We start from the raw sequence: 26445 nt of genomic DNA on the forward strand, positions 1-26445 counted from the left end.
ACGTCGTCAAGGCATCAAGCCCGTCTCCTCCTCCCCCAGCGATCCGGAAGTGTCGTAAGAGATCTGACGGGTCCCTGAGGCATCACCTGCTGTACGGCGCCAGCGTCTCATTTCCGGCGACCACCAAGGAGTCGACAAGCATCTGCCATTTATCCAACTCGCCGAGCTCCTCGGCCGCTCTGCGAATGTCCTTGAGCCAGCTATCCGAAAACCACGACTGCTTGACTGTGACACGTCCATCTTGAATGCACAGGTCGGAGACCCACGAAATGCCGCGGGTGGCTTGCACTTCCTTCGGGAGCTTTCGCAGGATGCCGATGAGCGCGTCGACAGGCTTGACCTCCCCGGGAGCGGTCGACAGCCAATCCTCGATAGACCCAACGAGGTCTTCAGCACGAACCCAGTCGATGGGGAGACCGACGACCTCGTTGTATAGACCTTCCACCCACGGAAGAGGGTCCGGTAGAAGCGCAGCAGCGGCCCAGGCACCCCAGTGACGGTCGCGGTAGGGATTCAGGGCGTCACTCACGTAGCCAACGGCGTGGCGCAGCAAAGATGGCCAGACACCTCGGGCAGCTTCGGCCAGCCGTTCGTTCTCTGCACCTGCTGCGGCAAGACCGTGAAGAAAGTTCGTCATCAGTCCCGCATCTGCGCGAAGAGCATCGAGGTGCTCGATGATCGGTCCGGCGTCACCGCCCGTTGCGAAGCATCCGAGCAGGGCTCGTGCGGCGGCCAGAGTGTGCGTCCCGCGGTCGTCCGCAGACCAGCCCTCGTTTGCCTGCACGACCATGGCGCGCCGCTCGACGTGGAGGAACACGGTGAGCAGCACGGCAGCGTCGTCGGTACAACAATGACCTAGCGACGCAGCTGCGCCGAGTCCGCGAATGGCTGCGTCGAGAACCGCGATGTCGACGGAGTCACCCGGTAGTTCCTGGAGGCGTCGGGCAACATCGCCGGTAATTCGGACTCTCGACCGTCGCTGGCCCTCCTGGTCCCACGGACCGATTTCCGCGCCACGGGCGGTCTCAAGCAACCAGTTCAACGCGGTCCGATGGGTGCAGGGATCGGAGTGACATGGGGATCTCCAGACGACATCGCATCCACGTGCGAGGTATAGCCGAGTCTCCAGGGACGCCTTACCTGCCATCGCAAGACCAGCCTCGGCTACATCTTCGATCGAGCCGTCGGCCGCTCCCAGCGGCGCAGCCAGTGCGGGTGTTAGGAACGCCGGCACGGCTTGTGCCACGGCTCGGTCGGCACCAAGATCGAAAAACTGGTCCTCGTGACGTTGCTCCTCGGCCTCCTGGAAGGACGACGCGATGCCGACGACAAATTCCGTTACGAACTTCGCTTCGTTGCCCAGCGCCCCTGTATCCCCAGTGGCAGCTCGTTCCACCGCTGCCCGGACGACGTGAGAAACGGAATTCACATACCGGCTCGGGCTCACAGCTTCGTCGTCTTCCAGCAGGGCACGGCCCGCCGCCAGGTCCGCGGCGATCTCCTCCGACGGAGGAGGCATGTGCTTGGCGCTAGTCTTGGCCGATCCCCAGTACCGATTCTGCAGCCGCAAGCTAGTCTGCACAGTCTCCTGGTGGGCCGCTTCCTTCTCTAGGCCAGCTCGCAGCTCAGATGGCGGTTCGACCTCGATATATACCTCATTGCCATGCCGCTTGAGTCGATATTGGTCCGCGTCCAGACTGGCGGCCCAGTTCTTCGTAAGCTCCTGGCTTATACCGAGCCGGTCGCCATTTTCGACAAGCTTGTGGCCGACCTCCTTCAAAGCTGGGAAACGCTCCTGCCCGCCGTGCACCATCAGTTGCATGGCTACCTCACGCGGTGTCCATTGGCGACGTTCGAGGTTCGCAAGCCCCTCGGTTTTTACACTCAGCCTTGAATACTCTCTCGTTGCACGACCGAATTCCAACTCCCAGACGATCGGTTCGGCGAGGAACAGGTCAAGTTCGGTTTCGACGTTCTGCACGTGGCGTGCGAGCAGCCCGAACAGCATACCCGGAATTGCTAAGTTCTCACAGTCATTTAGGAGTACCTCAATGATCCTTTTCGGGGCTACGCCTCGACTCAACCACATGTCGGCAATCCGTTCCATTGCCTGAAGCGCACTCATCGCCGAGTGGGGGCCGACCGACGCGCCCCGGTACCAACTCCATACATGACTGTCGCCGACGTACAAGCGGGCAGTGCCGTCAATGTTCAGAATGGCACCGCGGTCACCCAGCGGCTTCTCCGTCTCGCCACCAACATCCCCACCCTCGTCATCAAATGAATCACTCAACGCAAAAGGCGGACTAAGTCGCGAAAGCGTTTTCACTCGCGCCTTCGCGCCACTATTCAAGACAGCGTTCAACACCCGCGCCGAAGTCGTTGGAGACGCCGCCTGAAATAGCTGCCAGAACCCACCAAAATAGTACTGCGAGAAAGGTACTCCGACCCCCTTCCACCGACCCTGGTGCCGTCGAACACCCTCATGTCGATGCCAGATTCGCTCGTCGTCAACGTAGTAGGCCGCCATCAGCGTCGCCAATAGCTCCGGATCCCTCTGCGTCAAGGCGCGGGCGCTAAGCGGCGCGTCTGCTGCCGGGGCCAGGAATGCTGGCGCGTCTTCCCCGATAGCCCGAAGGCAAGCTTCGACGGCATCATCAATGTCCGGACCGAGCAGCGCCAGCGTTTCGACGAACTCCTTTCCAGTCAGGTGGCGATCCAACTCGCGCCGACGTCGACGACGTTGCAGCATCCGTCCGGACGGCACGTCCCCTTGGGCCTTGCGTAGAGGAAAGGATTTCCAGTGCGCCAGTAGACGTTCCCGCAGACGGATTCGCAGTTCGTCACCAGCAGGAACGTTTGCCAAGGACAGGGCTTGCAGCCAATCCGCGAGCAGCTCGAAGGACTCTTTCGAAACGTCCCACGGTTGCTCAGAATCAAGGAGAATCCGCACAATGGGGTTCGCGTTTGACCGGTCGATCAGCCCGTTGACCTTATGCCTTTGCTGAACAACCCGAACCACGTCGCTGAGCACCAAGTCGACAGACTGATCCTTGCATGCTGACTTCAGGCATTCGTACGCGAATGGCGTCTCCAGTACCGCCTCCACTGGGACATCACTCCACCGGATTCCGCGCGCAGCAGCGAACTCAGCAAACTGCGAGCGCAGTTCGATGAACTTCCGGACGGGCCGAGCACCCGGTGCTCTCAGCAGCCCCTTGCACGCAAGAGTGGCCGCTGACAGTGCCCACCGGGGCGCCCCCGCTGCCTGCAGCAACTCAGTCGGGCTCTGGCTACGGACGAGAAGGATGGCAGTCGCATACCGTCGGACTTCATCATGTGCAAAATCCGGCTGGCTCTGATATGGGCTCGGTGGCGCAAGCAGGTGATCCCGACGCAGTGCGTCGACCGCTGCAGCATCGATGCCTGTGCTGGGTCGACGGCCCTCGGGCAGCTCCATGATTGCTGCGGCTACCGCAAGCAATGTCTGTTCGCGCGCCTCCGCCGAGCCGACACCGGGCCGCCCATCGCCCCGAACAATCCTGCTCCACACCAGATTAAGGCACTCCCACTCACCCAGTGACCTATCCGGCTCCGCACCGGTCCTAGCCAGAAGGTCCAGCACAACGGGTCTACGCAGCAGCGAGTTCACGGGTAGGTCTCGCAAGACCGCACGCAAGAGCGGAAAGTGGCCTGAGACGACCGAGATGTCCTCATCGCCCAACGGTCGCATCGTGAAAGACGACACGGACTTCGTGAACCCCAATTCCACCTGCTCCCGTACGAAACCCAGGGCCACGTCAGATGAAACCGCAACAAGCCCAATGCCCGCCGCAGCTGCTGCCAGTACCAGATCACTCAGGAGGCCGGCGGACCGCTCCAGAGCAGCATCAGCTGCGTCGATGACCAGGACCCGAGACGGTGCCGATGTCTCCGCGAGCACGTCCTCCAGCGACATCCCAAGGACAGCTCGCAGCTCCAAGCTCGACTGCGGCAGTCCCCGGAAGTTCACCACCACTCCCTGGAACCCGGCGGGGTCTGCGGCTTCCAACTCTGTAACGGCCGACAGCGCCAGCGCACTCTTGCCGATGCCCGACTCGCCAGATACCAACAGAGCCGATGCACGAGTACCGGCCTCGCGCAGGGCCTCAGCGAGTTGCTCGCGGCGGTCGGCGAACGAGATCTCGACCGGGCCGCCGGATGACGCATCACCGATAGTGGTCCGAACGCCGGCGAAAGCCAGCTTGCGTTGATCAGCGAGCACCGACCACGCGTGTCGGCTTCGAGTCGCGGCCGCATCCAGGACCACGTGAATGTCACGGCGAAGCATCTTGAGGTCCACCACGGCGCCCGTCGCGTCGTAGCGGGTTGCCTCGATCTCTAGCTGGTTCCGGACCTCCACCCCGTCGGCTGCAGCCGAAGCCACAACATCCAGCGACGTCGCGGCCGCCGCACGGTCACCTTCATCCGGGCTCTGAACCGCGAATCCGAGGATGTGTAGCCGACCAAGCAGCCGCCACGCCAGGCGCAGGGCCTCTTTCGGCGTGGTGTCGGCTTCGACCGCCTTCTTGACCATTTTCAGGAAATGCTCATGTCGCTCGCGCACCTGCTTCGACCAGCGGCCATCTACGCCCATGGACGCTTGGAACGCTTCCGGGTCGGCATGAGCACGCGCGATGGCGCAGAGCGTTTCGAGTTCGTCCCACTGATTGCGCCGACCGGCGGTCGCGACAGCGACCTGGTGAGCATCGGTGTCGAACCTCTCGACCTCGGCGAGCAGCGACCCGACAAGCTTCACCGTATCGTCATGGCTCTGAACGAAGCTTGGCGTTGCCCGGCATGCCACGGCAAGGACGACTTCGGCTGCCTCATCACCGCACTCAACCAGAAGGTCATCCACCGGGTGAGTCGGACCGGTTTGGAATGAGATCCTCCGAACCGGCAGCTCAGATACCTCCGCCCGTCGTGCACCGGTCAACATGACGGCGAGATAGACGGCCGCGACGCGGTGGGCGAACGAAACGCCGCCACCGCCGGTGGCGTAGGTGCTCGATCCTCGCTCAGTTTCGCCAGCCGCGGCGGTGGCGCCCCCGGCGGTCGCATCCTGGGGAACAGTGGCAGATCCAGATATTGTCTCGCCCTCGGACCGAGCAGCAGCATCCGGTGCAACAGACTCGTTCATGTGTTCCTCGGTGGCATCGTGCTATCAGTGGCCGCACCGCTCACCGTAACGGTGCGTCGAGAGCCGTGAAGTCATATCGCATCAGTCCCTGCCCAGTCCGCACACAGTCCGCAGGACACCCGCTCAAGACCGGCGTACCCCATCGCCAGCCGTCAGCAAAAGGCCAGGCCAGCGCCCCACAGGGCAAATCCCCGCAGGTCACCGACCTGGCCCATTACTAGGAGACGAAGAAGGCCCGATCTTCGATCAGCGCATCTGACCTGCGGTTTCCACTTCCGCAGCGGCTACCTGACCGCACCCGGCCCGCAGCACGCTCCCTAGGGAGCCCACGCGGGACCGGGTGCGGTCACTTTTCCGGGCCGCTGGTACGGGCGGACCCCCGGCCGGCTCGGCCTCCCGTGCGGAACCGCGGGGGATCAGGTCTGCGGGAACGGGGTGTCGCTCCAGCGGAACCAGGCGCGGTCGCCCTTGATGTGGAGCAGGAACTCCGCGACGGGGCCGTCCGGGGAGTGGAGGGAGACCGCGCGCACGACGTCGTCGTACGCGGCCTCCCAGGCCTGGTACTCCTCGTCGATACGGTCGAGCAGCGCCAGCTCGTGGTCGAAGAGCGGCCGTACCGATGCGAAGGCGGGGCCCGGGGTGAAACGGCCGCTGAGCCAGGGGAAGTCGGCCACCTCGATGGCGATGTGCCCGACCGTCCGCCCGTCCTCGCGTGCCACGACGCGCCAGACCTCGTCCGTGTAGCCCACCGGTTGTCTCCCGCCCGTCCGCGTGCCGTGCTGTCGTACCCGTTCCGCTGGGCAGCATCTCAGAGGTGCGGGCCGCTACGGCCGTCCCTGGGCCCGAAGGCCTCCAGCGCGTCGAGGTCGCTCGCGCGGGCGCGGAGGAAGTAGTCGGCCCACTCGGCGATGCCGGGAAAGGCGGACCGCTCCGTCAGCTCGGTGACGGCGGCGTCGATGTCGAACCGGGTGACGCGCAGTTCGACGCCGGGGCCGAGCAGGGCCCAGTGCGCGCCCGGCCGTCCGTACGGCATGCCGACACTGCCCGGGTTGACGACCTGACGGCCGTGCGCGAGCCGTACGAAGGGCATATGGGTGTGGCCGCACACGACGGTACGGATCCCCTCGTCCAGCCCGTCGAAGACCTCCGCCCAGCGGGCGGGGCGCGAGTCGACCAGGACCACCTCCTCGTCGTCGCGCGGGGTCGCGTGGCAGAACAGGACCTCGCCGAGTCCGGGCACGGGCAGCCGTCGCGTCAGCGGCAGCCCGGACAGCAGGGCGAGTTGGTCGTCGCGCAGCCGGCCAGCGGCCCAGGAGGCGATCTCGTCCGGGATCGCCGGGGGCCGGCCCCGGCGCTCCTCGACCAGTTCGCGGTCGGCGTTGCCGCCGATCAGTACGGCCCGCCCACCCAGCTCGGCGAGCCGGTCGAGCACCTCGGCCGGCTGCGGTCCCGCGGCGATGTCACCGGTCACCACGATGCGCTCGGCGGCCCGGACGTCGGGTTCGGCGAGCACCGCGTCCAGAGCGGGCAGGACACCGTGGATGTCGGAGAGTACGGCTGTACGGGGAACACGGTCCCTGGAGATCGGCATGGGTCCCACCCTTCCCCGGCCCGGCCGGTGTCGGGAACACCGTTCGCCCGGCGCGGAAAGTCACCGCGGAAAATCGCCGCGGAAAGCCAGCCGGGCGCGGGCGTGCTCAGGGCACCTCCGCCACGGCCGTGATCTCGACGAGCTGGCCGGAGTAGCCCAGGCAGGAGACGCCGAGGAGCGTGGAGGTGTGCGGGCCGAGGGAGAGCCCGCCCGCGCGGACCACCTCCCAGACCCGGCTGAGATCCGCCGGATCCGTCGCGACGACATACACCGTGGTGGCGACGACATCGGCGGTACCGCATCCGAGGGCGCCGAGCGCGGTGTCGAGATTGGCGAGAACCTGCTCCGTCTGGGCGACGAGGTCGCCGCGCCCGACGAGCTTGCCGTCGGAGTCGAGGGGCACGGCCCCGGCCAGGAAGGCGAGCCGGCGGTCCGTCTCGACGACGGCGGTGTGCGCGTAGTCCGGCGGCGGAAAAAGTCCGGGGACGGTCATACGGTGGGCCATCTCATCGCTCCTTCGACTCTGCCGGGGGCGCGTCGCCCCGTGAGCCCCGTCCGGGCGCGGGCCTCGGTCCACTGTGCAGGATGGACCACGCGCAGCGCGGCGGCGGGGTGGGGGGATGGCGGAGCAGCAGGGCGGCAGAGTGCCAACGACGGGACGGGGGCGGGCTGTCCCCGCGGGGTCGGGCGGGCCCGGTCGCGGGCCGGGCGGCGGACCCGGCGGGGTCGGGCGGCGGACCCGGCGGGGTCGGGCGGCGGGCCCGGCGGGGTCGGGCGGCGGGCCCGGCGGGGTCGGGCGAGGCCCGGTGGCGGGCTCCGGAGCCGGAACCAGCAGCCGGCCCCCGCGGCCGGCTCAGGCGGCGGGCTCAGGCGGCGGGCTCAGGCGGCGGGGGCGTGGAGCAGGGGGCTCTTGTTGCGCATCAGCCAGAGGCGGTAGTCGACCGCGCCCAGGGCCGCCTCCCGATAGGCCTCCTCCAGGTCCGGGAACACCTCCGCGCCGATGGAGACCCGTTCGTCCAGGACGGGCAGCTCGGCGGAGGATCCGGCGGGCGCGTCGGATCTGCCCTCCGAGCCGGATCTGCCCTCTGAGCCCGGTCTGTTCTCGGATCCCGCTCTGTCCTCCGGGCCGGGTCCGCCGTCCGAGGCCGGTCCGTCCTCCGAGCCGGATCCACGGCCCGTGCCCCGTTCGGCGGCGGCGCCGGGTCTGTGCTCCCCGCCCGTCCCCGGCCGCGAGAACAGCAGCAGCCGCACCGCCAGCGGATCGTCCCTCAGGGGTCTGATCACCATGTCCTCGCGCGGGCGCGAGGTGGGCTGGCAGGGCGCGACCGCCCCGCCGACCGCGATGAGCGACGCGGCCGTCTGATAATCCCCGTGCAGTACAGGCGGGTTGAGCCCGGCCGCGCCGAGCACCCGGCGCACCCCGTCCCATTCCCCGTCCACCGTGGGGTCGACCATCCAGCGGTCCCCGGCGAGATCGGCGAGTTCCACCACCGCGCTGGCCGCCGCCGGATGGTCACGGGCCAGGGAGATGAACTGCGGCTCCCGCTCGACCAGTACCCGCATCTCCAGCCCCTCGGGAACCGTCAGCGGACAGCCCTCCACCTCGTGCACGAACGCCACATCGAGCTGCCCCGCGGCGACCGTCCGCAGCAGCGCGTTGGCCGAGACGTCCATCTGGAGCGAGATGTCCGTACCGGGCAGCCGCCGCCTGAGCCGGCGCAGCCAGCCCACCAGCGCGCGGCTCGCGGTCGAGCCGATCCGCAGCCGCGGGCCGCCGGTCAGATCGGCCGCCGCCCGCGCCTCGGCGACCAGCGCGGCCATCCCGGAGAGCAGCGGCCGGGCCCGGCTCACCACGGAGCGGCCCAGCGGAGTGGGCCGGCAGCCGGTGCGCTCACGCGAGAACAGCTCGGCGCCCAGGGAGTTCTCGATACGCCGCAGTTGGGTCGTCAGGGACGGCTGGCTCATGCCGAGTTGTCGTGCCGCCTTGTGCAGACTGCCGGCATCGGCAATGGCGCACAGGGCCCGCAAGTGCCTCACCTCCAGCTCCATGTCCCCGAGAGTAGAACGGCCGCATGAGCCGCACCAGGTGTCCAAAACGCAGTAATTGGCGGCGCATTCACTGAAAGTCGGCCAGGGTGATGCGCTGGTGTTATCGGGAATTGACATCATCCGCACAGCGCCGGGCTCCCCGAGACTTCCCGTACCGAACCCGTTCAACGGACGAGTAGGGAGCCCCCCACATGAAGCACCCCAAGACGGCGATTTCCGCAATCTGCGGAATTGGTCTGGCATTCGCGACGGCGTTCACCGTCGCGCCCACGGCCACCGCCGCCGACACCGCCGCCGCGCCCGCGGGCACCGGTTCGTACGCCGCCTACGCGGGCTCGAAGGCCGAGGCCACCGCCAACAAGGCCTTCTTCGACGCCGTCCTGAAGTCGGTCGCCGAGAAGCGCGCCGCGAACCCCGGCGTGCAGGCCGTCACCGTGGTCTACAACGCCTCGAACGCCCCGAGTTTCGCAAGCCAGATAGCCAGCAGCACCTCGATCTGGAACAGCGCGGTCAGCAATGTGAAGCTCCAGGCCGGCAGCAACGCCGACTTCACGTACTACGAGGGCAATGACTCACGGGGTTCGTACGCGAGCACCGACGGTCATGGCCGGGGATATATCTTCCTGGACTACCGCCAGAACCAGCAGTACAACTCCACCCGTGTGACGGCGCACGAGACCGGGCACGTCCTCGGGCTCCCGGACCACTACTCCGGCCCGTGCAGCGAGCTGATGTCGGGCGGCGGCCCCGGCACGTCCTGCCAGAACGCCCAGCCGAACGCGGCTGAGCGCTCCCGGGTGAACCAGCTCTGGGTGAACGGCCTCGCGGCCGCGATGGCCAAGGTGTCCTGACCCCCGGGTCCTGCCTCCTCCCACGGGCAGGACCGCCCCGGGCACCGAACCGCCCGACAGGGGCGCCCCGGACCGCAACACGGTCCAGGGGCGCCCCTCGCCGTGTCCCCCTTGGTAACGTCTCTCGGTGGACTTCAGTACGGACACCGGCGCACCGCGCGGCAGCGCGTTCGGCCGGGCCATCGAAGGCGATTTCGAAACGCATGTGACGGTACGGGCCGACCGGCCGGACACGGTCGCGGCGCTCGGCGCGTGGGCGGCGGCCCACGGCGTCAAACTGACCCATATCGTGCTGGACCGTGGGCGCACCCCCTCCCAGCCGATGCTCACCCTGCACGGCACGGGCAGCCTGGACGAGCAGCGCCGCGCCGCCGAACAGTGTGCGGAGCGCCTGGTCCGGGCCGGATTCACCGTCGTACGGACGAAGATAGAGGCGGCGCCGTGGAACGCGGGCGTACCGCAGACCGACGCCGAGGCCGCGACGCTGCCCGCGCAGTGCCACTTCGAACACCACATCAAGTTACGGCTGCCGATCCCCTACGACACCAAGCGGCTGGCCGCGGTCGTCGAGGGGCACTCCGCGCATATCTCGCGCAATGCCCGGCGTGTGCTGCCGGGCGGGGTCCAGGAACGCTTCGTGACCCAGCGTGCGCGCGGTGTCGGCCGACCGGTGGCACGCGCCCGGCTGGACGCGCTGCTCGACGGGCTCCTCATGGCCGGCTTCCAACCCGTCGACATCGAGGAGGAGTTCGTCCTCCATGACGACAATCCGGCGGTCGACGGCGGCTGGATCGAGGAGTCGCCGGCCCAGTCGGCCGACTGACGGCCCCGCCCGCCGGAAGGCGGCGCAGCCACGGGGCGGGCACGTTCCCTGCCCGCCCCCGGACCGGTCTCGTTGCCCCAGGGGGCAAGGGGCTGTCCGCCCCACCGGGCCAGGATCTCCGCCCCGCCCGCCCGGACCGGTCTCGGCCCGCTCCCCGGGCTGCGGTCGGCCCGCCTCACTGGGCGCGGGACTGTCCGTCCCACCAGGCCGGGATTTCTGCCCCCGCCCGCCCGGACCGGTCTCTGCCCGCTCCCCGGACCGGTCTCGGCCCGCCCCACTGGGCGGGGACTGTCCGTCCCACGGGCCGGTCGCTGCCCCCACGGGGCAACGGACTGCCCTCCCACCAGGCCGGGATGTCCGCCCCGTCCCCCCGGACGGGGGACTGCCCGCCCCACCGGACCGGGGTTTCCGCCCCGCCGGACCAGGGCTCCGCCCGCCCCACCGGACCGGTCTCGGCCCGCCCCTCGGGCCGGGGTCAGCCCGCCCCCGGGCCGGTCTGGCCGCCCCATGGGGCAACGGACCGTCCGCCCCACCGGGCCAGGATCTCCGCCCCGCCCCGCCGAATCAGGGGCTCCGCCCGCCCTGCCGGCCGGGGAGTCTCCGCCCGCCGGGCCGGGGGCCGGGCGTCCCACCGGATCAGGGGCTGCCCGGCCCATCGGGCCGGGGCCGTTCGTCCCGGTCGAGCCGGGGCAGGGGCCGGGTCGGCACGGCCGGTCTCGACGGTGGCGTCAGGCCGCGCCCACCAGTGACTTGCCGCCCAGCTCCATACCGTCCGGAAGCTGACGCCGGATACGGTCCAGGGCCTCCTCGAAGCCGCCCCCGGCGATACCCGACGCATAGGCCGCCCCGCCGAAGTGCAGGGTGAGGCTCAGCTCGGCGCCCCGGCCGCCCGACGCCTCGGCGCCCTTCTCGTTGAGCGCCAGCAGACAGCTCAGCGTGGCCTGCTGGACCGTGCCCTCCGAGCTGACGGGCAGCGGTATGTCCCACTCCATGACGCACGACGACAGCGCCTCGCCCGCCCCTACCGCTTCCAGTGCGGCGAAATCCGCTCCTTCGTACTCAACTCCCCTTATTCGGGTGCGCACTTGCCGCCCACCCGCGGTGAGGGTGATCGCTTCCGCCCCCTGGCGGTCCCGGTACCAACCCGCCCATGTGTCCGTCGACTCCGCTGTCATGGCGCGGACTGTAGCGTTAGCCGATCTTCTCCCGCAGCACGGGTCACCGCTTCCTGTCGTACTTCCGGACACTTACGGCGTTTCCCCGCGCCCGTGCGGGGCGAGATCCCAACTCGCCCTGCTCCGGGCGGTGATGGTGCGGGGCCGGGGCTCAGAAGCCCCGGGGTTCACGCCACATCGGCCACAAGTGCGGTCCGCCGGGCAGATCGACCGTCGTCCCGGTGAAGATGAACCCGAGCCGCTCGTACAGCCCCCGGCTGCGGGTGCTGCTCGCCTCCAGATAGGCCGGGACGCCCTCCCGGTCACAGCGCTCCAGCACCGGTTCGATCAGTGCCCGGCCCCGGCCCCTCCCCTGGTGCTCCGGCGACACCGCGATCATCAGCAGATACTCGTGCGCCCGGTCGTGCGGATGGATCGCCCCCGTCAGCCGGCCGACCAGTTCGACCCGTTCATTGTCCGGATCGGCCAGGGCCCTCATCCGGGCCGGGGTGTCGTCCTCCTCCTCGGGCCTGCCCGACGGCACCTGGAGCCAGAGGGCCATGGCCGTCCCGTCCTCCATGAGGTCGACCCGCCCTTCGGCGAGCGCGATATCGGTGAACGCCCCGAGGAAGAGGCCGAGCGCCCGGTGGCGGTGGTCCACGTCGGGAAAGATCCAGTGGCTCACGGGATCGTCGTCGAAGGCTTCTTCGAGCAGCCGTACCAGGGCCGCCCGGTCGCTCTGCCCCGCCCGTCTGATGCCTGTGCCCATCTCACGGCCCTTCTCGTCGATCCGACTCGTCGATCCGACGTTGCCGATCGTAGGCCCGGATCGCCCGGCGCGCTCAGCGAGTACGGCGCGTGACGAACTCCGCGAGAGCCAGCAGATCGCCCGCCGCCGCCAGATCGGGGACCGCCAGGGAGAGCTGGTGGACCGCCCTGGACATCCGGTCCGCCGCCTGGTGCTGTGCCCAGTCACGCCCGCCGGCCCGCTCGACGGCCACCGCCGCGCGCCGCACCGCGTCGGCGTCCATCGGGCCGCGGTACAGCTCGGCCAGCTCCTCGGCCGCCGGAGTGCCCGAGGACAGGGCCGCGACCACCGGCAGTGACTTCTTGTGGGCGACCAGATCGGCACCGGCCGGTTTGCCCGTACGGTCGGGGTCGCCCCAGATCCCGATCAGATCGTCGATGAGCTGGAAGGCGAGCCCCGCCTCCCGGCCGAAGGCGTCGAGCGCGGCGACCTGCTCCTCCCCCGCGCCCGCGTACAGCGCGCCCAGCGCGCACGACGTGCCCAGCAGGGCTCCCGTCTTGGCGGTCGCCATGGTGACGCACTCGTCCAGGGAGACATCGTGCGGATCGCGCCGCTCGAAGGCGCAGTCCGCCTGCTGGCCCGCGCACAGCTCGACCACACAGGCCGCCAGCCGGGCCGCGGCGGCGCCCGAGGCCGGATGCGGGTCCTCGGCGACCAGCCGCAGGGCGAGGGCCATCATGGCGTCGCCCGCGACGATGGCGTCCGCCGTGCCGAAGACCTTCCAGGCGGTGTCGCGGTGCCTTCTGGTCGGGTCCTCGTCGATCACATCGTCGTGGAGCAGGGTGAAGTTGTGGGCGAGTTCCACGGCGACGGCCGCGCGGACGGCCTGGCGCTGGTCGCCGCCGAGCGCGCGGGCGGCGGCGAGGACGAGCGCGGGTCTGATCGACTTCCCCGCCCGCCCGGAGGCGGGGGTTCCGTCGGCGTGCTCCCAGCCGAAGTGGTACATCGCGATCCGTCGTAAGGAGACGGGCAACGACTCGACGGTGGAACGCAGTTCGGGATGGACGGCGATACGGGTGCGTTCCAGGAGGGCGACGGCCTCCTCGCCCTCGGTCGCGGGGTCGGCACCGCTCTCGACGGCGGCATCCGTGCTGGTCATGGTCACGGTCACTTCCTCTGCGGCAGATGGGGCCGGACGGGAACCGGGGCCCGGACACCGGGTGCGGTGCCCGGGCCCGGGTGGGCCGGCCGTGCGGACGGCACGGCCGACCCACCCGGGGCGGTCGCCTCAGCTCCAGCGGCCCACTTCCACGTTCTCCAGCACACCGAGGGCGTCCGGCACCAGAACGGCGGCCGAGTAGTAGGCCGTGACCAGGTACGAGATGATCGCCTGCTCGTCGATGCCCATGAAGCGGACCGACATGCTGGGCTCGATCTCGTCCGGGATACCGCTCTGCTGGAGCCCGATGACTCCCTGCTCGGCCTCGCCCGTACGCATACAGATGATCGAGGTCGTCCGGGCGTCGGAGATCGGGATCTTGTTCGACGGGAAGATCGGCACACCGCGCCACGCCGGGACATGGTGGCCCCCGACCTCCACGCTGTCCGGGTAGATCCCGCGCTTGTTGCACTCGCGCCCGAAGGCGGCGATGGCACGCGGATGCGCGAGGAAGAGCTTCGAGCCCCGGCGGCGCGAGAGCAGCTCGTCCATGTCGTCCGGGCTCGGCCCGCCGTCGTGCGGCTGGAGCCGCTGGCCGTAGTCGCAGTTGTGCAGCAGCCCGAACTCGCGGTTGTTGATCAGCTCGTGCTCCTGGCGCTCGCGCAGCGCCTCGACCGTGAGCCGCAACTGCTGCTCGGTCTGGTTCATCGGCTGGTTGTAGAGATCGGCGACCCGGCTGTGGACCTTCAGCACGGTCTGCGCGACGCTCAGTTCGTACTCGCGCGGCGACGCGTCGTAGTCCACGAACGTGTGCGGCACGACCGCCTCGCCGACATGCCCGGCGGACAGTTCGATCTCGGCCTCGCCGTACTTGTTGGTCCGCTGGTGCGGTACGAAGGCCAGCGACGCCAGATGCCCGCTCAGGGACTCCTCGCGGTGCGCGAGGTTCAGTACGTCGCCCCTGCGCAGCACCAGTACGGTGCAGGCGGTCGCCGCGCGTGCCGTGTATCCCCAGATGGCCTCCCCGTCCACCAGGGCCTGGTCGCCGAAGTACGCGCCGTCGGCGAGGACTTCGAGCACCGCCTCGTCCCCGTAGGGACCCGCCCCCACCTTCTCGACCCTGCCGTGCGCCAGGAGAAAGACCTGATCCGCCGCGTCACCGGTGGTCGCCAGGACCTCTCCCGCCGCGTACTCCCGCTGCTCGCAGCGGCGCGCCAGCTCGGTGAGCACGTCCTCGTCACCGTACCCGCGCAGCGCCGGCAGCTCCCCCAGTTCCGCGGGGATGACCGTCACCCGGTCCCCTGTCTGCACAAAGGTCACGCGGCCGTCACCCACGGCGTAGCTGAGCCGGCGGTTCACCCGATAGGTACCGCCCTGCACCTGGACCCACGGCAGCATCCGCAGCAGCCACCGCGAGGTGATCTCCTGCATCTGCGGTGCGGACTTGGTGGTGGTCGCCAGGTTCCGGGCGGCGGCCGTTCCCAGACTCTGCTGGGCCGACGGCTGCGCTGCGCGGACCTCGTCACCAACCGACATGAAGTCTCCCTCTCGATCATGTGCTGACCTGCAAGCAGAAAGCTTCCAGCACGGCGAGTGAGCGCGCCATTACACAAAAGAGTGGGACTGGATCACTCCCGACGGGGCAGAACACACCGAATTTCATCCTGACGGCCCAGAGCCAGGGCCGCTGGGTGGCGTGTCCGCGCCAGGCGATCGCCCGTACGGCGGCCCCCACGGGCACACCGGCGACACACCGGCCGACGCACCGGCCGACACCGGCGACACACCGGCCGACGCACCGGCCGACACCGGCGACACACCGGCGAACGCGCCGGCGGCCCCCGGTGACTCGTCCGGCGGCTTCCGCACCACCCCGGTCTGTCCGGATCGGCTCGCACACCGTCCGAACGGCCCGTAACACCACGGGCCTTCGGGTAACAAGCCGCGGTACGAGACATTCCGCTCGCCAACCGGAAGGAGTCGGCCATGGCCCGACCCATGTCCGCGGAACGCTTTCTCGACGCGCTCACGAGCGAGGGCCTGACGGTCGTCGAAGTCGGCGACTGGAGTACCCACAACCGGGACCACAAGGGCCCCTGGGGGCCCGTCCACGGGGTGATGGTCCATCACACCGTCACCCGGGGCACCGACGCCACCGTACGGCTCTGCAAGGACGGCCATACCGCCCTGCCCGGACCGCTGTGCCACGGTGTGATCGCCAAGGACGGCGCGGTCCATCTGGTCGGCCACGGCCGGGCCAATCACGCGGGGCTCGGCGATGTGGACGTGCTGCGGGCCGTGATCGCGGAGCGGCGGCTGCCCCCGGGCCGCGAGGCCAACACCGACGGGAACCGCTACTTCTACGGCTTCGAGTGCGAGAACCTCGGCGACGGCGAGGACCCCTGGCCCGATGTCCAGTTGGAGGCCGCCGAGCGGGCCGCCGCGGCCGTCTGCCGGTACCACGGCTGGACCGCCGCCTCGGTGATCGGCCATCTGGAGTGGCAGCCGGGCAAGATCGATCCCCGGGGCTTCACGATGGCCTCCCTGCGGGACCGTGTCCACGACCGGCTCACGTGAGGCCCGGCCCGGCCGCGCGTCGGACAATGGCGGGGTGACCTCCTACGAAGCACTCGATCCCGGGGACCTGCGGCCACGGCTCCCGTCGCCGCTGCGGCCTGCCGCGGACGAGCGCTTCACCCGTCATGGCGTACGGCTGCTCCTCAAGCGGGACGATCTGATCCACCCCGAACTGGTGGGCAACAAGTGGCGCAAGCTGATGCCGAATCTGCGCGCCGCCGCTGCCGCCGGCCGGCGCACCCTGGTGACCTTCGGCGGCGCCTACTCCAACCATCTGCGCGCGACCGCGGCGGCCGGACGCCTGCTGGGCTTCGACACCGTCGGTGTCGTACGGGGCGAGGAGCTGGCGGGCCGTCCGCTCAACCCGTCGCTCGCCCGGTGCGCGGCCGACGGGATGCGGCTGTGCTTCGTGGACCGCGCGGCCTACCGCGACAAGGCCGACCCCGCGGCCGTCCGTGCCCTGCTCGCGCGGGAGGGGCTGGAGCCCGGCTCCGTCCAGGTCGTGCCCGAGGGCGGCAGCAACGCGCTCGCCGTAGGGGGATGCGCGGACCTCGGCCGGGAGCTGCGCGGCGCGGCCGGGACCGTCGCGGTCGCCTGCGGTACCGGCGGCACACTGGCGGGGCTGGCGGCGGGGCTCGGCAGCGGGCAGCGGGCGCTGGGGTTCCCCGTCCTGAGGGGCGGGTTCCTGGAGCGTGAGATACGGGAGCTCCAGCGCGCCGCGTTCGGCGGGCCCGCCGGGGAGTGGCGGCTGGACGACCGCTTCCACTTCGGCGGCTTCGCCCGTACGTCACCGGCCCTCGACGCGTTCGCCGAGGACTTCGAGGACCGGCACGGGTTCGCGGTGGAACGTCTCTATGTCGCCAAAATGCTGTACGGGCTGACGGTCCTCGCGGAGGAGGGCCACTTCCCGCGCGGTACGACGGTGGCCGCCGTCATCACCGGCGGCCCGGAACCCCGCGAAACCCCGGCGCCGCCGCCCCAGCGGGGGCCAGGGTCACAGCCGGGGCCTGAGCCTGAGCCTGGGCCGCAGTCGGGGCGGCGGCCGGGACCCTAGCCGCCGGGGCCGACGCCCCGACCGCACCCCGCACCCCGTGCCGCCCCCGCACCGTCCCCGACCCCGCTCCCGTTCCGCGCGGACATCCTCCCCCGCCGGCCTCCTCCCCGAGCCGGTCAGGGCGTGCCGTCCTCCCGGTACGCCGCCGCCTCCTCCAGGTCCAGCCTGCGCAGCAGCGTCCGCATCATCTCGTCGTCGATGCGCCGCAGGTCCCGCAGCTCCACGAAGACCGCGCGCTCCGCCTCGATCATCTCTCCGGACAGCCGCCGGTATGTCTCGTCGGCCGACTCCCCGGTCACCGCGTTGACCGCGCCGAGCCGTTCCCAGACCGCGTTGCGGCGGCGGTCCAGGACCGCGCGCAGCCGCTCGGCCAGCGGCGCGGGCAGCGCGTTGCGCTCGTCGGCCAGCAGATCGGCGAGCCGCCGCTCGGCCGCCGCGGACGCCTCGCTCTGCGCCTGCGCCTCGGCCAGGGTCTCGGCGTGGCGGTCGCGGGCCGGCAGTCTCAGCATCCGGATCAGCACCGGCAGGGTGAGCCCCTGGACGACCAGGGTGCCGATCACCGTCGTGAAGGTCAGGAACAGCACGAGATTGCGCCCGGGGAACGGCCGGCCGTCGTCGAGCGCCACCGGGATCGAGAAGGCGATCGCCAGCGACACCACTCCGCGCATCCCCGCCCAGCCGACGATCAGCGGCGCGGTCCAGTTGGTGTCCGGCTCACGCTCCCTGATCCGCCGGAACATCACGCGCGGCAGGAAGGTCGCCGGGTAGACCCACAGGAACCGGACCACCACCACCGCCACGAAGACCCCGACGGCGTAGAGGAGCGACTCCCCGACCCCGTACGCGCCGAGCCCCTCCAGGACGAACGGCAACTGGAGTCCGATCAGCGCGAAGACCGTGGACTCCAGGACGAACGCGATCATCTTCCACACCGCGTGCTCCTGGAGCCGGGTCGCGAAGTCCACCTGCCAGGAGCGGTGCCCCAGATAGAGCGCGACGACCACGACGGCCAACACGCCCGAGGCGCCCACCTGCTCGGCCAGCGCGTAGGCGACGAAGGGGATGAGCAGCGAGAGGGTGTTCTGGAGCAGGGCGTCCCTCAGATGCGTCCGCAGCCAGTGCAGCGGCACCATCAGCACCAGACCGACCCCGATGCCGCCGAGCGACGCCAGCGCGAACTCCCGGAGCCCGCCCGCCCAGGTGGCGCCCGCGCCGACCGCCGCGCCCAGCGCCACCTTGAACGCGGTGATCGCGGTGGCGTCGTTCACGAGCGACTCGCCCTGGAGGATGGTGGTGATCCGGTTCGGCAGCCGCAGCCTGCGGGCGATGGCGGTGGCCGCCACCGCGTCCGGCGGCGCGACGACCGCGCCCAGCACCAGGGCGGCGGTCAGCGGCAGATCGGGCACCAGCAGATAGGCGAGCCAGCCCACCGCGACCGTGGCGAAGAGGACATAGCCGACCGAGAGGAGGGCCACGGGCCTGATGTTCGCCCGCAGATCGAGATACGAACTGTCCACCGCCGCCGTGTAGAGCAGGGGCGGCAGCAGCAGGGGCAGCACGATATGCGGATCGAGCGAGTAACTGGGTACGCCCGGCACATACGAGGCGATCAGTCCCACGGTCACCAGCAGCAGCGGCGCCGCGACCGGTGTCCTGCGCGCGGCCCCCGCGATCGCCGCGCTCACCGCCACCAGTGCCACCAGGGGCAATACGTCCATCCCACCGTCCTCACACACGTCGTAACCTGGTCATCATGAGTGAGTGCCCCCATGTAGCGGTACTGCCGCGCCCCGAGCCCGCCCCACGGGGTGAGACCTGCGCGGAGTGCCTCGCGGTCGGCGGCCACCCCGTCCAGTTGCGGCTCTGCCTGGTCTGCGGAGTGGTCGGATGCTGCGACTCCTCCCCGTACCAGCACGCCACGGCGCACTTCAAGGAAACGGGGCATCCGGTGATGCGGAGCTTCGAGCCCGGTGAGAGCTGGCGCTGGTGCTATGTCGACGGTTCGATCGTCTGAGGGCTGGGTACGTCAACCCTCCGCCGGTTGCTCGCAATTGAGCACCGTAGACCTCTAGGCACTTTCCGTGCCCATGTGCTTACCATGAGTGACAGTCGCCGGACGGGGGTCCCCGGCGACACGGCACCACGGAATCGCGATAGCGTCGCCAGTCCAGACCGGCTACGTACCGACTACGTACCGCGAGGCTCCGGGACATCCCCCGTCCCGGAGCCCTGAAGAGCTTGTGCCACCTTGGAGGTGAGGGTGTCCCAGATCGCAGGCGAGCCCGGGACCCAGGACTTCGTGGAAGTCCGGCTGCCCGCTGCGGGTGCCTACCTGTCCGTGCTGCGTACGGCCACGGCCGGCCTCGCGGCGCGCTTGGACTTCACCCTCGACGAGATCGAGGACCTGCGCATCGCGGTGGACGAGGCCTGCGCGATCCTGCTCCAGCAGGCCGTACCGGGCTCCGTTCTGAGCTGTGTCTTCCGCCTTGTCGAGGACGCGCTCGAAGTGACCGTCTCGGCTCCCACCACCGACGGGCGCGCGCCGGAGCGTGACACCTTCGCCTGGACGGTGCTCTCGGCGCTGGCCGGCAAGGTCGACTCGACGGTGGCGGAGGACCGTACGGTCACCATCAGCCTCTACAAACAGCGCGGCGCGGGACCCGGGCCGGCGTGAGGAACGGGGACGGTCCGGTGCGTGACGAGGGGCGCATCCCACGGGAACCGCGGGGAGGGCACGAAGCTCCGGAGGAGCTGGTGCCCGCCCCCGCGGGCATCCCGGAGCAGCAGGCCCGTCCCCACCCGGAGGACGGACTTGACGGCCAGACGGCCGCGGCGGAGCAGGCGCAGGCAGAGCGGGCGGCCTTTATGAGCGAGCAGCACAACGACAAGCACCACGATCCACATGACCGCAGCGGCGCACGGGCGATGTTCGTCGAGCTGCGCGAGCTGCCCGACGGCTCGCCCGAGCGGGCGGACCTCAGGAACCAGCTCGTACGGATGCATCTGCCGCTGGTCGAGCATCTGGCGAGACGGTTCCGCAACCGCGGCGAGCCGCTGGACGATCTGACCCAGGTCGCGACCATCGGCCTGATCAAGTCGGTGGACCGGTTCGACCCGGAGCGCGGCGTCGAGTTCTCGACGTACGCGACCCCGACGGTGGTCGGGGAGATCAAGCGGCACTTCCGGGACAAGGGCTGGGCGGTGCGGGTGCCGCGCCGGCTCCAGGAGCTGCGGCTCTCGCTGACGACGGCCACGGCCGAACTCTCCCAGCAGCACGGCCGTTCGCCCACGGTCCATGAACTGGCGGAGCGGCTCGGCATCTCGGAGGAGGAGGTCCTGGAGGGGCTGGAGTCCGCCAACGCGTACTCCACACTCTCGCTGGACGTCCCGGACACGGACGACGAGTCCCCGGCGGTGGCGGACACACTGGGCGCGGAGGACGAGGCACTGGAGGGTGTCGAGTACCGCGAGTCGCTCAAGCCGCTGCTGGAGGACCTGCCGCCGAGAGAGAAGCGGATTCTGCTGCTCCGCTTCTTCGGCAATATGACGCAGTCACAGATCGCGCAGGAGGTCGGCATCTCACAGATGCATGTCTCGCGCCTGCTGGCCCGTACGCTGGCGCAGCTTCGCGAGCGGCTGCTGGTGGAGGAGTAGACGCACCGGCCGGGAGCCCGGGGTGGACGGGCTCTGCTGTCGCCGGGACACCGCGCGGACGTGTTGACGGATGCGCTTGTCCGGGTGCGCCGCCCCGATGCGTTGTCGTCCGGATGCGTTGTCGTTTCGAGCACTGCCGTCCCGAGCACTGCCGTCCCGAGCACTGCCGTCCGGGTTGTCCGGACGCGCACACCGTACGTGTGAAACGCACACGACGTGTGTGCGGAATCGCACGGAGTGTGTACGTGCCGTGTTGCCGCGTTCCGCCGCGGTGCCGTTCCGCTCAGGCGTCGCGGGCCGGGCCCCGGATACCGAGGGCCTCCGTGGTCGTCGGGTTGACGATCAGGACCAGTCCCGTGATGGCGACCACCGCGAGCGCGATCCCGGCCGGGATCAGTCCCCCCGAGGCCCGCAGCAGGGTCCAGGCGACCGGCAGGGCCATGATCTGGGTGATCAGCGCCGGCCCCCGGCTCCAGCCTCTGCGCAGCAGCAGCCCACGGGCCGCGAGCAGCGGGATGACCCCGAGGACGACCAGGGTGATGCCCCCCATCTCCGCCTGCTGGGGGCTGTCCGGCCGCCCGAGCACGCCCATGACCAGCAGATACACACCGCCGACGACCAGCGCCAGGGCTTCGAGCCCACAGACGGCGGCCGCCGCGGTCAGGCGCGCGGGGCGCGGGGACGACGCGGGGGCGGTGGTCTCTTCACTGCTGCTCACCCCTGCAGGGTAACCACTGGCGTCCCGCGTACTCCCCGGTAGGCCGGACGTCCCGGAGACGACCCCTCCGCGTCCGGCCGGTAATCTGCTGGGCATGCGCGCACTCCTTGTGGTCAATCCGGCAGCAACCACCACCAGTGCACGCACCCGCGACGTACTCATGCACGCGCTCGCCAGCGAGATGAAGCTCGAAGTGGTGACCACGGAGTATCGCGGGCACGCCCGTGACCTGGGCAGACGGGCCGCCGACTCGGACAGCATCGAGCTGGTCGTGGCCCTCGGCGGGGACGGCACCGTCAACGAGGTCGTCAACGGCCTGCTGCACAACGGCCCGGATCCGGACCGGCTGCCGCGCCTCGCGGTGGTCCCGGGCGGCTCGACCAATGTCTTCGCCCGCGCGCTGGGGCTGCCCAATGACGCGGTGGAGGCGACGGGCGCGATCCTGGACGCGCTGGCCCTGCGGAGCGAACGTACGGTCGGTCTGGGACTGGCGGCCGGAACTCCGGGGACCGAGGACGAGGCCGTGCCGTCCCGCTGGTTCACCTTCTGCGCCGGTTTCGGTTTCGACGCCGGCGTGATCGGCCGGGTCGAACAGCAACGGGAACGCGGAAAGCGTTCGACACACGCCCTGTATGTGCGGCAGGTGGTCCGCCAGTTCCTGGAGGAGCCCCATCGCAGACAGGGGCTCATCACACTGGAACGCCCCGGCGCGGACCCGGTCGAGGATCTCGTGCTCTCCATAGTCTGCAACACCGCCCCCTGGACCTACCTGGGCAATCGTCCGCTGTACGCGTCTCCGGAGGCATCCTTCGACGCGGCCCTGGACATTCTCGGGCTGACCAGATTGTCGACAACGGCGGTGGCCAGATATGCGACGCAATTGCTCACGTCGAGCCCCGATCGGGGGCCTCACGGACGGCATGCGGTGTCTCTTCATGATCTGACCGACTTCACCTTGCATTCCAAGGCACCCCTCCCACTCCAGATGGACGGAGACCACCTCGGACTGCGCACGAGCGTGACGTTCACAGGCGTACGCCGTGCACTGCGTGTGATTGTGTGAGTAGAAGGGGCCAAAGTCCTTTCACTCGAACGTTTAGGCTGGGATCCACCCCATGGAAGTACGGCTGTGACCTAGTCGACACCGAGGAATCAAAAAAAACTTTCCAGAAGGGGTTGTATCCGCCGCCGAGGTTTGCGAATCTCTACATGGCGATCGGGACGGCCCGCAACATCGGCCTCCCTGAGAACCAGAACCCCTCCTCATTCCAAGGACCACACCAGTCCATCTGGCGGTCGGCCCTTCCCTTGTCGAGGGATTCGTGAAAGCGTTCACATTCACAAGCAATCTGCACGTAATACCAAGAGAGGTAGCAGCCATGGACTGGCGTCACAACGCCGTTTGCCGCGAGGAAGACCCCGAGCTGTTCTTCCCCATCGGCAACACCGGTCCTGCGCTGCTGCAGATCGAGGAAGCCAAGGCCGTCTGCCGTCGCTGCCCCGTCATGGAGCAGTGCCTGCAGTGGGCGCTCGAGTCCGGCCAGGACTCGGGTGTCTGGGGTGGCCTCAGCGAGGACGAGCGCCGCGCTATGAAGCGCCGCGCCGCTCGCAACCGGGCGCGTAACGCGACCGCCTGAAGCACCCTGCACGAGCCTGAGCCCGGCGGAGCGTACAGCGTGTACGCATAGCCCCGCCCCCGAACCGCAGCGCGCAGTACCCCCCGATGCGCATCGCACAGTGAGCTTCGAACCGAGCCCCGGACCGTCACCACGGTCCGGGGCTCGCTGCTGTCCGGCCCGCGGCCCGCGGCCCGCGCCCCGCGGTCCGGGCCCGCGGCCCGCGGCCCGCGCCCCGCGGTCCGCGTCAACTCGCCGCCGGATATGTCAATGCGGCGCCCCGCCCACCATCCGTACGGCTACTTCTGCGGCTCCACCGGGATGTCGAGCACCACCCGGGTGCCGCGCACCGGCGCCGGCACCATATTGAAACCGCCGCCCAACTCGCCCTCCACCAGGGTCCGTACGATCTGGAGCCCCAGATTGCCGCCCCGCCGCGGATCGAATCCCTCGGGCAGCCCGCGTCCGTCGTCCTGGACCGTGATCAGCAGCCGGGCGTCCGAACGCGGCCCGTCGCCCCGCTTCTTCCGCGGTTCGCCGTTGCGGACCACCGAGACATCGACCCGGCCCTGCTCCCCCGGCGCGAAAGCGTGTTCCAGCGCGTTCTGGAGAATCTCCGTGAGCACCATCGAGAGCGGGGTGGCCACTTCGGCGTCGAGAATGCCGAACCGGCCGGTGCGGCGGCAGGCGATCGTGCCGGGTGAGATCTCGGCGACCATCGCCAGCACCCGGTCGGCGATCTCGTCGAACTCCACCCGCTCGTCCAGATTCTGGGACAGCGTCTCATGCACGATCGCGATGGAACCGACGCGCCGTACGGCCTCGTTGAGGGCCTCGCGGCCCTGCTCCGAGTCCATCCGCCGGGCCTGGAGGCGCAGCAGCGCCGCGACCGTCTGGAGGTTGTTCTTGACCCGGTGGTGGATCTCCCGGATGGTGGCGTCCTTGGTGATCAACTCACGCTCGCGGCGCCGGAGTTCCGTGACGTCCCGGAGCAGCACCAGCGAGCCGATCCGGACGCCCTTGGGCTTGAGCGGGATCGCGCGGAGCTGGATGACCCCGCCGCTGCCCTCGACCTCGGTCTCCCGGGGCGCGTAACCGCTGGCGAGCTTGACCATCGCCTCGTCCACCGGGCCGCGCGCCGGGGCCAGTTCGTCGGTGGTCCTGCCGAGGTGATGGCCGACCAGGTCGGAGGCGAGCCCCAGCCGGTGGTACGCGGAGAGGGCGTTGGGGCTCGCGTACTGGACGACGCCCTCGGCGTCGAGCCGGATCAGTCCGTCGCCCACCCGCGGGGAGGCGTCCATGTCGACCTGCTGGCCGGGGAAGGGAAACGATCCGGCAGCGATCATCTGGGCCAGGTCTGAGGCGGACTGGAGATAGGTCAGCTCCAGCCGGCTGGGCGTGCGGACCGTGAGCAGGTTCGTGTTGCGGGCGATGACTCCGAGGACCCGGCCCTCCCGCCGTACGGGGATGGACTCGACCCGTACCGGCACCTCCTCGCGCCACTCGGGGTCGCCCTCCCTGACGATGCGCCCCTCGTCCAGCGCGGCGTCCAGCAGCGGTCTGCGGCCCCGGGGGACGAGATGGCCGACCATGTCGTCCTGGTAGGAGGTGGGACCGGTGTTGGGGCGCATCTGGGCGACGGACACATAGCGGGTGCCGTCCCGGGTGGGGACCCAGAGGACGAGATCGGCGAAGGAGAGGTCGGAGAGGAGCTGCCACTCCGAGACGAGCAGATGCAGCCACTCCAGGTCGGACTCACTGAGGGCTGTGTGCTGTCGTACGAGGTCGTTCATGGAGGGCACACAGGCGAGCGTACCCGCGCGGCGGGAACCGGCACGAACCATGGTCTGTCGCGAACGTCCGCCGGGAAATAGGCTCGGTGTACGCATGGACAGCGAAGAATGGTCTAGTCCACAATGATGCCATAGAGCCTCCACCCTCCCCGCACAGGAGGGTGGACCGAGGTACCGGCGCTCTCTGCCCTGACTGCGACGGAACCTCTCCCACGGCCGTACGGGACCGCACACCCGTCGGCCGAGCAACTCCGGGCTGCGGTGCCGGACGGGTTGAGGGTCCCGTCGCGGCGCCGCGGCCCGCGGGTCGGCGGCCGGTCCGGGCCGCCGGTGCGTCTCCGTGACCTTCGTCGGCGCCCTGGGCGCGCCCGGCTCCTGGCCCCTGGCTTCTCCCTGGCTCCTGGCTTCTCCCTGGCTCCCGGCTCCCGGCTCCCGGCGATGGTGGCCCGGCCGCTCGCCCCGTCCGGCCGGGGAACCGGCCCACACAGCGGTTCTCCCGTCCCCCGGCGGGCTTCCCCAGAACCCCCCGAGGACCGGACATTCCCGGCCCCCGCCGTCGGGCCCGGTCGACCACGCGGCTCCGCCGCCGCACCACCGGACCCGCTCCCGAGACCTCCGTTCACCGTGGCGCCTCTGCTAGATTGGTCTATACCACATCGGACACATCACCAGATCGGCGGGCCCAGCGTGGAAGTTGTCATCGTCCAGGACGCGGCGGCAGGCGGCGAACTCATCGCGGAGAGCATCGCCGCCCTGCTGCGCCGCAAGCGCGACGCCCTGCTGGGCGTGGCCACCGGTTCGACCCCCCTCCCCATCTACCAGGCGCTGACGGCCAAGGTCCGCTCCGGTGCCGTGGACGCCTCGGGCGCGCGGATCGCCCAGCTCGACGAATACGTGGGACTGCCCGCGGGCCACCCCGAGTCGTACCGCTCGGTCGTGCTGCGCGAGGTCGTCGAGCCGCTCGGCCTGCCGGAGAGCGCCTTCCTGGGCCCCGACGGCAGCGCCGAGGACGTCCAGGCGGCGTGCGAGGCGTACGACCGCGCCCTCGCCGAGGCCGGTGGAGTGGATCTCCAGCTCCTCGGTATCGGCACGGACGGGCACATCGGCTTCAACGAGCCCTGTTCCTCGCTCGCCTCGCGCACCCGGATCAAGACGCTCACGCGCCAGACGAGAGCGGACAACGCGCGCTTCTTCGACAGCCCCGAGGAGGTGCCGCACCATGTCATCACCCAGGGCATCGGGACCATTCTGGAGGCCCGCCATCTGGTGCTGCTCGCCACGGGCGAGGGCAAGGCCGAGGCGGTGGCACAGGCCGTCGAGGGCCCCCTCGCCGCGGTGGTGCCGGCCTCCGCGCTCCAGCTCCACCCGCATGCCACGGTCGTCGTCGACGAGGCCGCCGCGTCGAAGCTGAAGCTCGCCGACTACTTCCGCGACACCTTCGCCGCCAAGCCCGGCTGGCAGGGCATCTGACCACCC

General features: G+C 69.9%; 22 protein-coding genes. 10 read left to right on the forward strand and 12 right to left on the reverse strand.

Features of this window, described 5'->3' with window-relative positions:
- Positions 1 to 82: 82 nt before the first annotated feature.
- The 5 genes from ACFYYH_RS03895 to ACFYYH_RS03915 all read right to left on the reverse strand — a co-directional run bounded on the left by ACFYYH_RS03895 (position 83) and on the right by ACFYYH_RS03915 (position 8822).
- Positions 83 to 4900, reverse strand: coding sequence for a hypothetical protein (locus ACFYYH_RS03895; protein WP_388545523.1), 4818 nt, complete (start codon positions 4898 to 4900; stop codon positions 83 to 85).
- Between the two features lie 698 nt (positions 4901 to 5598).
- On the reverse strand, positions 5599 to 5931 hold the full coding sequence (locus ACFYYH_RS03900; protein WP_388545525.1) for a hypothetical protein: 333 nt from the start codon (positions 5929 to 5931) through the stop codon (positions 5599 to 5601).
- A 59-nt stretch (positions 5932 to 5990) separates the two neighbouring features.
- Positions 5991 to 6773 (reverse strand): metallophosphoesterase family protein, encoded by a 783-nt coding sequence (locus ACFYYH_RS03905; protein WP_388545528.1) that lies wholly within the window; start codon positions 6771 to 6773, stop codon positions 5991 to 5993.
- Between the two features lie 106 nt (positions 6774 to 6879).
- On the reverse strand, positions 6880 to 7278 hold the full coding sequence (locus ACFYYH_RS03910; protein WP_388545530.1) for a RidA family protein: 399 nt from the start codon (positions 7276 to 7278) through the stop codon (positions 6880 to 6882).
- A 374-nt stretch (positions 7279 to 7652) separates the two neighbouring features.
- Complete coding sequence (locus ACFYYH_RS03915) at positions 7653 to 8822, reverse strand: LysR family transcriptional regulator (protein WP_388545532.1); 1170 nt, start codon at positions 8820 to 8822, stop codon at positions 7653 to 7655.
- Between the two features lie 191 nt (positions 8823 to 9013).
- Between ACFYYH_RS03915 and snpA the strand changes: the two genes are divergently transcribed.
- Positions 9014 to 9673: a snapalysin gene (snpA, locus tag ACFYYH_RS03920; protein ID WP_388545534.1), complete on the forward strand. Its 660-nt coding sequence runs from the start codon at positions 9014 to 9016 to the stop codon at positions 9671 to 9673.
- A gap of 127 nt (positions 9674 to 9800) precedes the next feature.
- The gene (locus tag ACFYYH_RS03925) at positions 9801 to 10496 is read left to right on the forward strand and encodes a hypothetical protein (protein WP_388545537.1); all 696 of its coding nucleotides are present in this window, start codon (positions 9801 to 9803) and stop codon (positions 10494 to 10496) included.
- A 728-nt stretch (positions 10497 to 11224) separates the two neighbouring features.
- Here ACFYYH_RS03925 and ACFYYH_RS03930 read toward each other — a convergent pair.
- The 4 genes from ACFYYH_RS03930 to ACFYYH_RS03945 form a co-directional block, all read right to left on the reverse strand.
- Complete coding sequence (locus tag ACFYYH_RS03930; protein ID WP_388545540.1) at positions 11225 to 11671, reverse strand: DUF6304 family protein; 447 nt, start codon at positions 11669 to 11671, stop codon at positions 11225 to 11227.
- Between the two features lie 151 nt (positions 11672 to 11822).
- Positions 11823 to 12419: a GNAT family N-acetyltransferase gene (locus tag ACFYYH_RS03935; RefSeq protein ID WP_388545542.1), complete on the reverse strand. Its 597-nt coding sequence runs from the start codon at positions 12417 to 12419 to the stop codon at positions 11823 to 11825.
- A gap of 73 nt (positions 12420 to 12492) precedes the next feature.
- Complete coding sequence (locus ACFYYH_RS03940) at positions 12493 to 13557, reverse strand: family 2 encapsulin nanocompartment cargo protein polyprenyl transferase (RefSeq protein WP_388545544.1); 1065 nt, start codon at positions 13555 to 13557, stop codon at positions 12493 to 12495.
- Between the two features lie 129 nt (positions 13558 to 13686).
- Positions 13687 to 15093 carry a family 2B encapsulin nanocompartment shell protein gene (locus tag ACFYYH_RS03945; protein ID WP_388545547.1) on the reverse strand — a complete coding sequence of 469 codons (1407 nt, stop codon included), beginning with the start codon at positions 15091 to 15093 and terminating at the stop codon, positions 13687 to 13689.
- Positions 15094 to 15543: 450 nt separating this feature from the next.
- On the opposite strand from ACFYYH_RS03945, the gene ACFYYH_RS03950 reads away from it, so the two are divergent.
- Positions 15544 to 16134, forward strand: a complete 591-nt coding sequence (locus ACFYYH_RS03950) for an N-acetylmuramoyl-L-alanine amidase (protein ID WP_388545550.1) — start codon at positions 15544 to 15546, stop codon at positions 16132 to 16134.
- A 34-nt stretch (positions 16135 to 16168) separates the two neighbouring features.
- Entirely contained in the window at positions 16169 to 17188 is a 1020-nt protein-coding gene (locus tag ACFYYH_RS03955) for a 1-aminocyclopropane-1-carboxylate deaminase/D-cysteine desulfhydrase (RefSeq protein WP_388545553.1), read from the forward strand.
- Between the two features lie 116 nt (positions 17189 to 17304).
- Here ACFYYH_RS03955 and ACFYYH_RS03960 read toward each other — a convergent pair whose 3' ends face one another.
- A complete protein-coding gene (locus tag ACFYYH_RS03960) occupies positions 17305 to 18906 on the reverse strand; it encodes a Na+/H+ antiporter (RefSeq protein ID WP_388545555.1) in 1602 nt (533 codons plus the stop codon).
- Between the two features lie 35 nt (positions 18907 to 18941).
- Between ACFYYH_RS03960 and ACFYYH_RS03965 the strand changes: the two genes are divergently transcribed.
- From ACFYYH_RS03965 to ACFYYH_RS03975, 3 genes are all read left to right on the forward strand, one after another.
- A complete protein-coding gene (locus ACFYYH_RS03965; RefSeq protein ID WP_388545557.1) occupies positions 18942 to 19202 on the forward strand; it encodes a UBP-type zinc finger domain-containing protein in 261 nt (86 codons plus the stop codon).
- Positions 19203 to 19448: 246 nt separating this feature from the next.
- Positions 19449 to 19862, forward strand: coding sequence for an anti-sigma regulatory factor (locus tag ACFYYH_RS03970; protein WP_066950067.1), 414 nt, complete (start codon positions 19449 to 19451; stop codon positions 19860 to 19862).
- Positions 19859 to 20842 (forward strand): RNA polymerase sigma factor SigF, encoded by a 984-nt coding sequence (locus ACFYYH_RS03975; RefSeq protein ID WP_388545560.1) that lies wholly within the window; start codon positions 19859 to 19861, stop codon positions 20840 to 20842. Before ACFYYH_RS03970 ends, ACFYYH_RS03975 begins: the two co-directional genes overlap by 4 nt.
- 283 nt (positions 20843 to 21125) lie before the next feature.
- Here the strand turns inward: ACFYYH_RS03975 and ACFYYH_RS03980 are convergent, their stop codons facing one another.
- Positions 21126 to 21560 carry a hypothetical protein gene (locus tag ACFYYH_RS03980; RefSeq protein ID WP_388545563.1) on the reverse strand — a complete coding sequence of 145 codons (435 nt, stop codon included), beginning with the start codon at positions 21558 to 21560 and terminating at the stop codon, positions 21126 to 21128.
- A 94-nt stretch (positions 21561 to 21654) separates the two neighbouring features.
- On the opposite strand from ACFYYH_RS03980, the gene ACFYYH_RS03985 reads away from it, so the two are divergent.
- Positions 21655 to 22623, forward strand: a complete 969-nt coding sequence (locus tag ACFYYH_RS03985; RefSeq protein ID WP_388545564.1) for a diacylglycerol/lipid kinase family protein — start codon at positions 21655 to 21657, stop codon at positions 22621 to 22623.
- Between the two features lie 316 nt (positions 22624 to 22939).
- On the forward strand, positions 22940 to 23197 hold the full coding sequence (locus ACFYYH_RS03990; protein WP_004937597.1) for a WhiB family transcriptional regulator: 258 nt from the start codon (positions 22940 to 22942) through the stop codon (positions 23195 to 23197).
- A gap of 278 nt (positions 23198 to 23475) precedes the next feature.
- On the opposite strand, the gene ACFYYH_RS03995 is transcribed toward ACFYYH_RS03990, so the two are convergent.
- Entirely contained in the window at positions 23476 to 24969 is a 1494-nt protein-coding gene (locus ACFYYH_RS03995) for a PAS domain-containing sensor histidine kinase (RefSeq protein WP_388546315.1), read from the reverse strand.
- Between the two features lie 687 nt (positions 24970 to 25656).
- Here ACFYYH_RS03995 and nagB point away from each other — a divergent pair.
- Positions 25657 to 26439 (forward strand): glucosamine-6-phosphate deaminase, encoded by a 783-nt coding sequence (nagB, locus tag ACFYYH_RS04000; protein ID WP_388545567.1) that lies wholly within the window; start codon positions 25657 to 25659, stop codon positions 26437 to 26439.
- Positions 26440 to 26445 lie beyond the last annotated feature (6 nt).

It is taken from the genome of Streptomyces sp. NPDC002018 (genome assembly GCF_042890865.1).
Taxonomy (GTDB): Bacteria; Actinomycetota; Actinomycetes; order Streptomycetales; family Streptomycetaceae; genus Streptomyces.

Excerpts from the sequence above, each read along its gene's own strand:
- ACFYYH_RS03905 (WP_388545528.1), bottom strand. The coding sequence starts at position 6,773 with ATGCCGATCTCCAGGGACCGTGTTCCCCGTACAGCCGTACTCTCCGAC.
- ACFYYH_RS03910 (WP_388545530.1), bottom strand. The coding sequence starts at position 7,278 with ATGGCCCACCGTATGACCGTCCCCGGACTTTTTCCGCCGCCGGACTAC.
- ACFYYH_RS03915 (WP_388545532.1), bottom strand. The coding sequence starts at position 8,822 with ATGGAGCTGGAGGTGAGGCACTTGCGGGCCCTGTGCGCCATTGCCGAT.
- snpA (WP_388545534.1), top strand. The coding sequence starts at position 9,014 with ATGAAGCACCCCAAGACGGCGATTTCCGCAATCTGCGGAATTGGTCTG.
- ACFYYH_RS03930 (WP_388545540.1), bottom strand. The coding sequence starts at position 11,671 with ATGACAGCGGAGTCGACGGACACATGGGCGGGTTGGTACCGGGACCGC.
- ACFYYH_RS03935 (WP_388545542.1), bottom strand. The coding sequence starts at position 12,419 with ATGGGCACAGGCATCAGACGGGCGGGGCAGAGCGACCGGGCGGCCCTG.
- ACFYYH_RS03940 (WP_388545544.1), bottom strand. The coding sequence starts at position 13,557 with ATGACCAGCACGGATGCCGCCGTCGAGAGCGGTGCCGACCCCGCGACC.
- ACFYYH_RS03945 (WP_388545547.1), bottom strand. The coding sequence starts at position 15,093 with ATGTCGGTTGGTGACGAGGTCCGCGCAGCGCAGCCGTCGGCCCAGCAG.
- ACFYYH_RS03950 (WP_388545550.1), top strand. The coding sequence starts at position 15,544 with ATGGCCCGACCCATGTCCGCGGAACGCTTTCTCGACGCGCTCACGAGC.
- ACFYYH_RS03960 (WP_388545555.1), bottom strand. The coding sequence starts at position 18,906 with ATGGACGTATTGCCCCTGGTGGCACTGGTGGCGGTGAGCGCGGCGATC.
- ACFYYH_RS03965 (WP_388545557.1), top strand. The coding sequence starts at position 18,942 with ATGAGTGAGTGCCCCCATGTAGCGGTACTGCCGCGCCCCGAGCCCGCC.
- ACFYYH_RS03985 (WP_388545564.1), top strand. The coding sequence starts at position 21,655 with ATGCGCGCACTCCTTGTGGTCAATCCGGCAGCAACCACCACCAGTGCA.
- ACFYYH_RS03990 (WP_004937597.1), top strand. The coding sequence starts at position 22,940 with ATGGACTGGCGTCACAACGCCGTTTGCCGCGAGGAAGACCCCGAGCTG.
- ACFYYH_RS03995 (WP_388546315.1), bottom strand. The coding sequence starts at position 24,969 with ATGAACGACCTCGTACGACAGCACACAGCCCTCAGTGAGTCCGACCTG.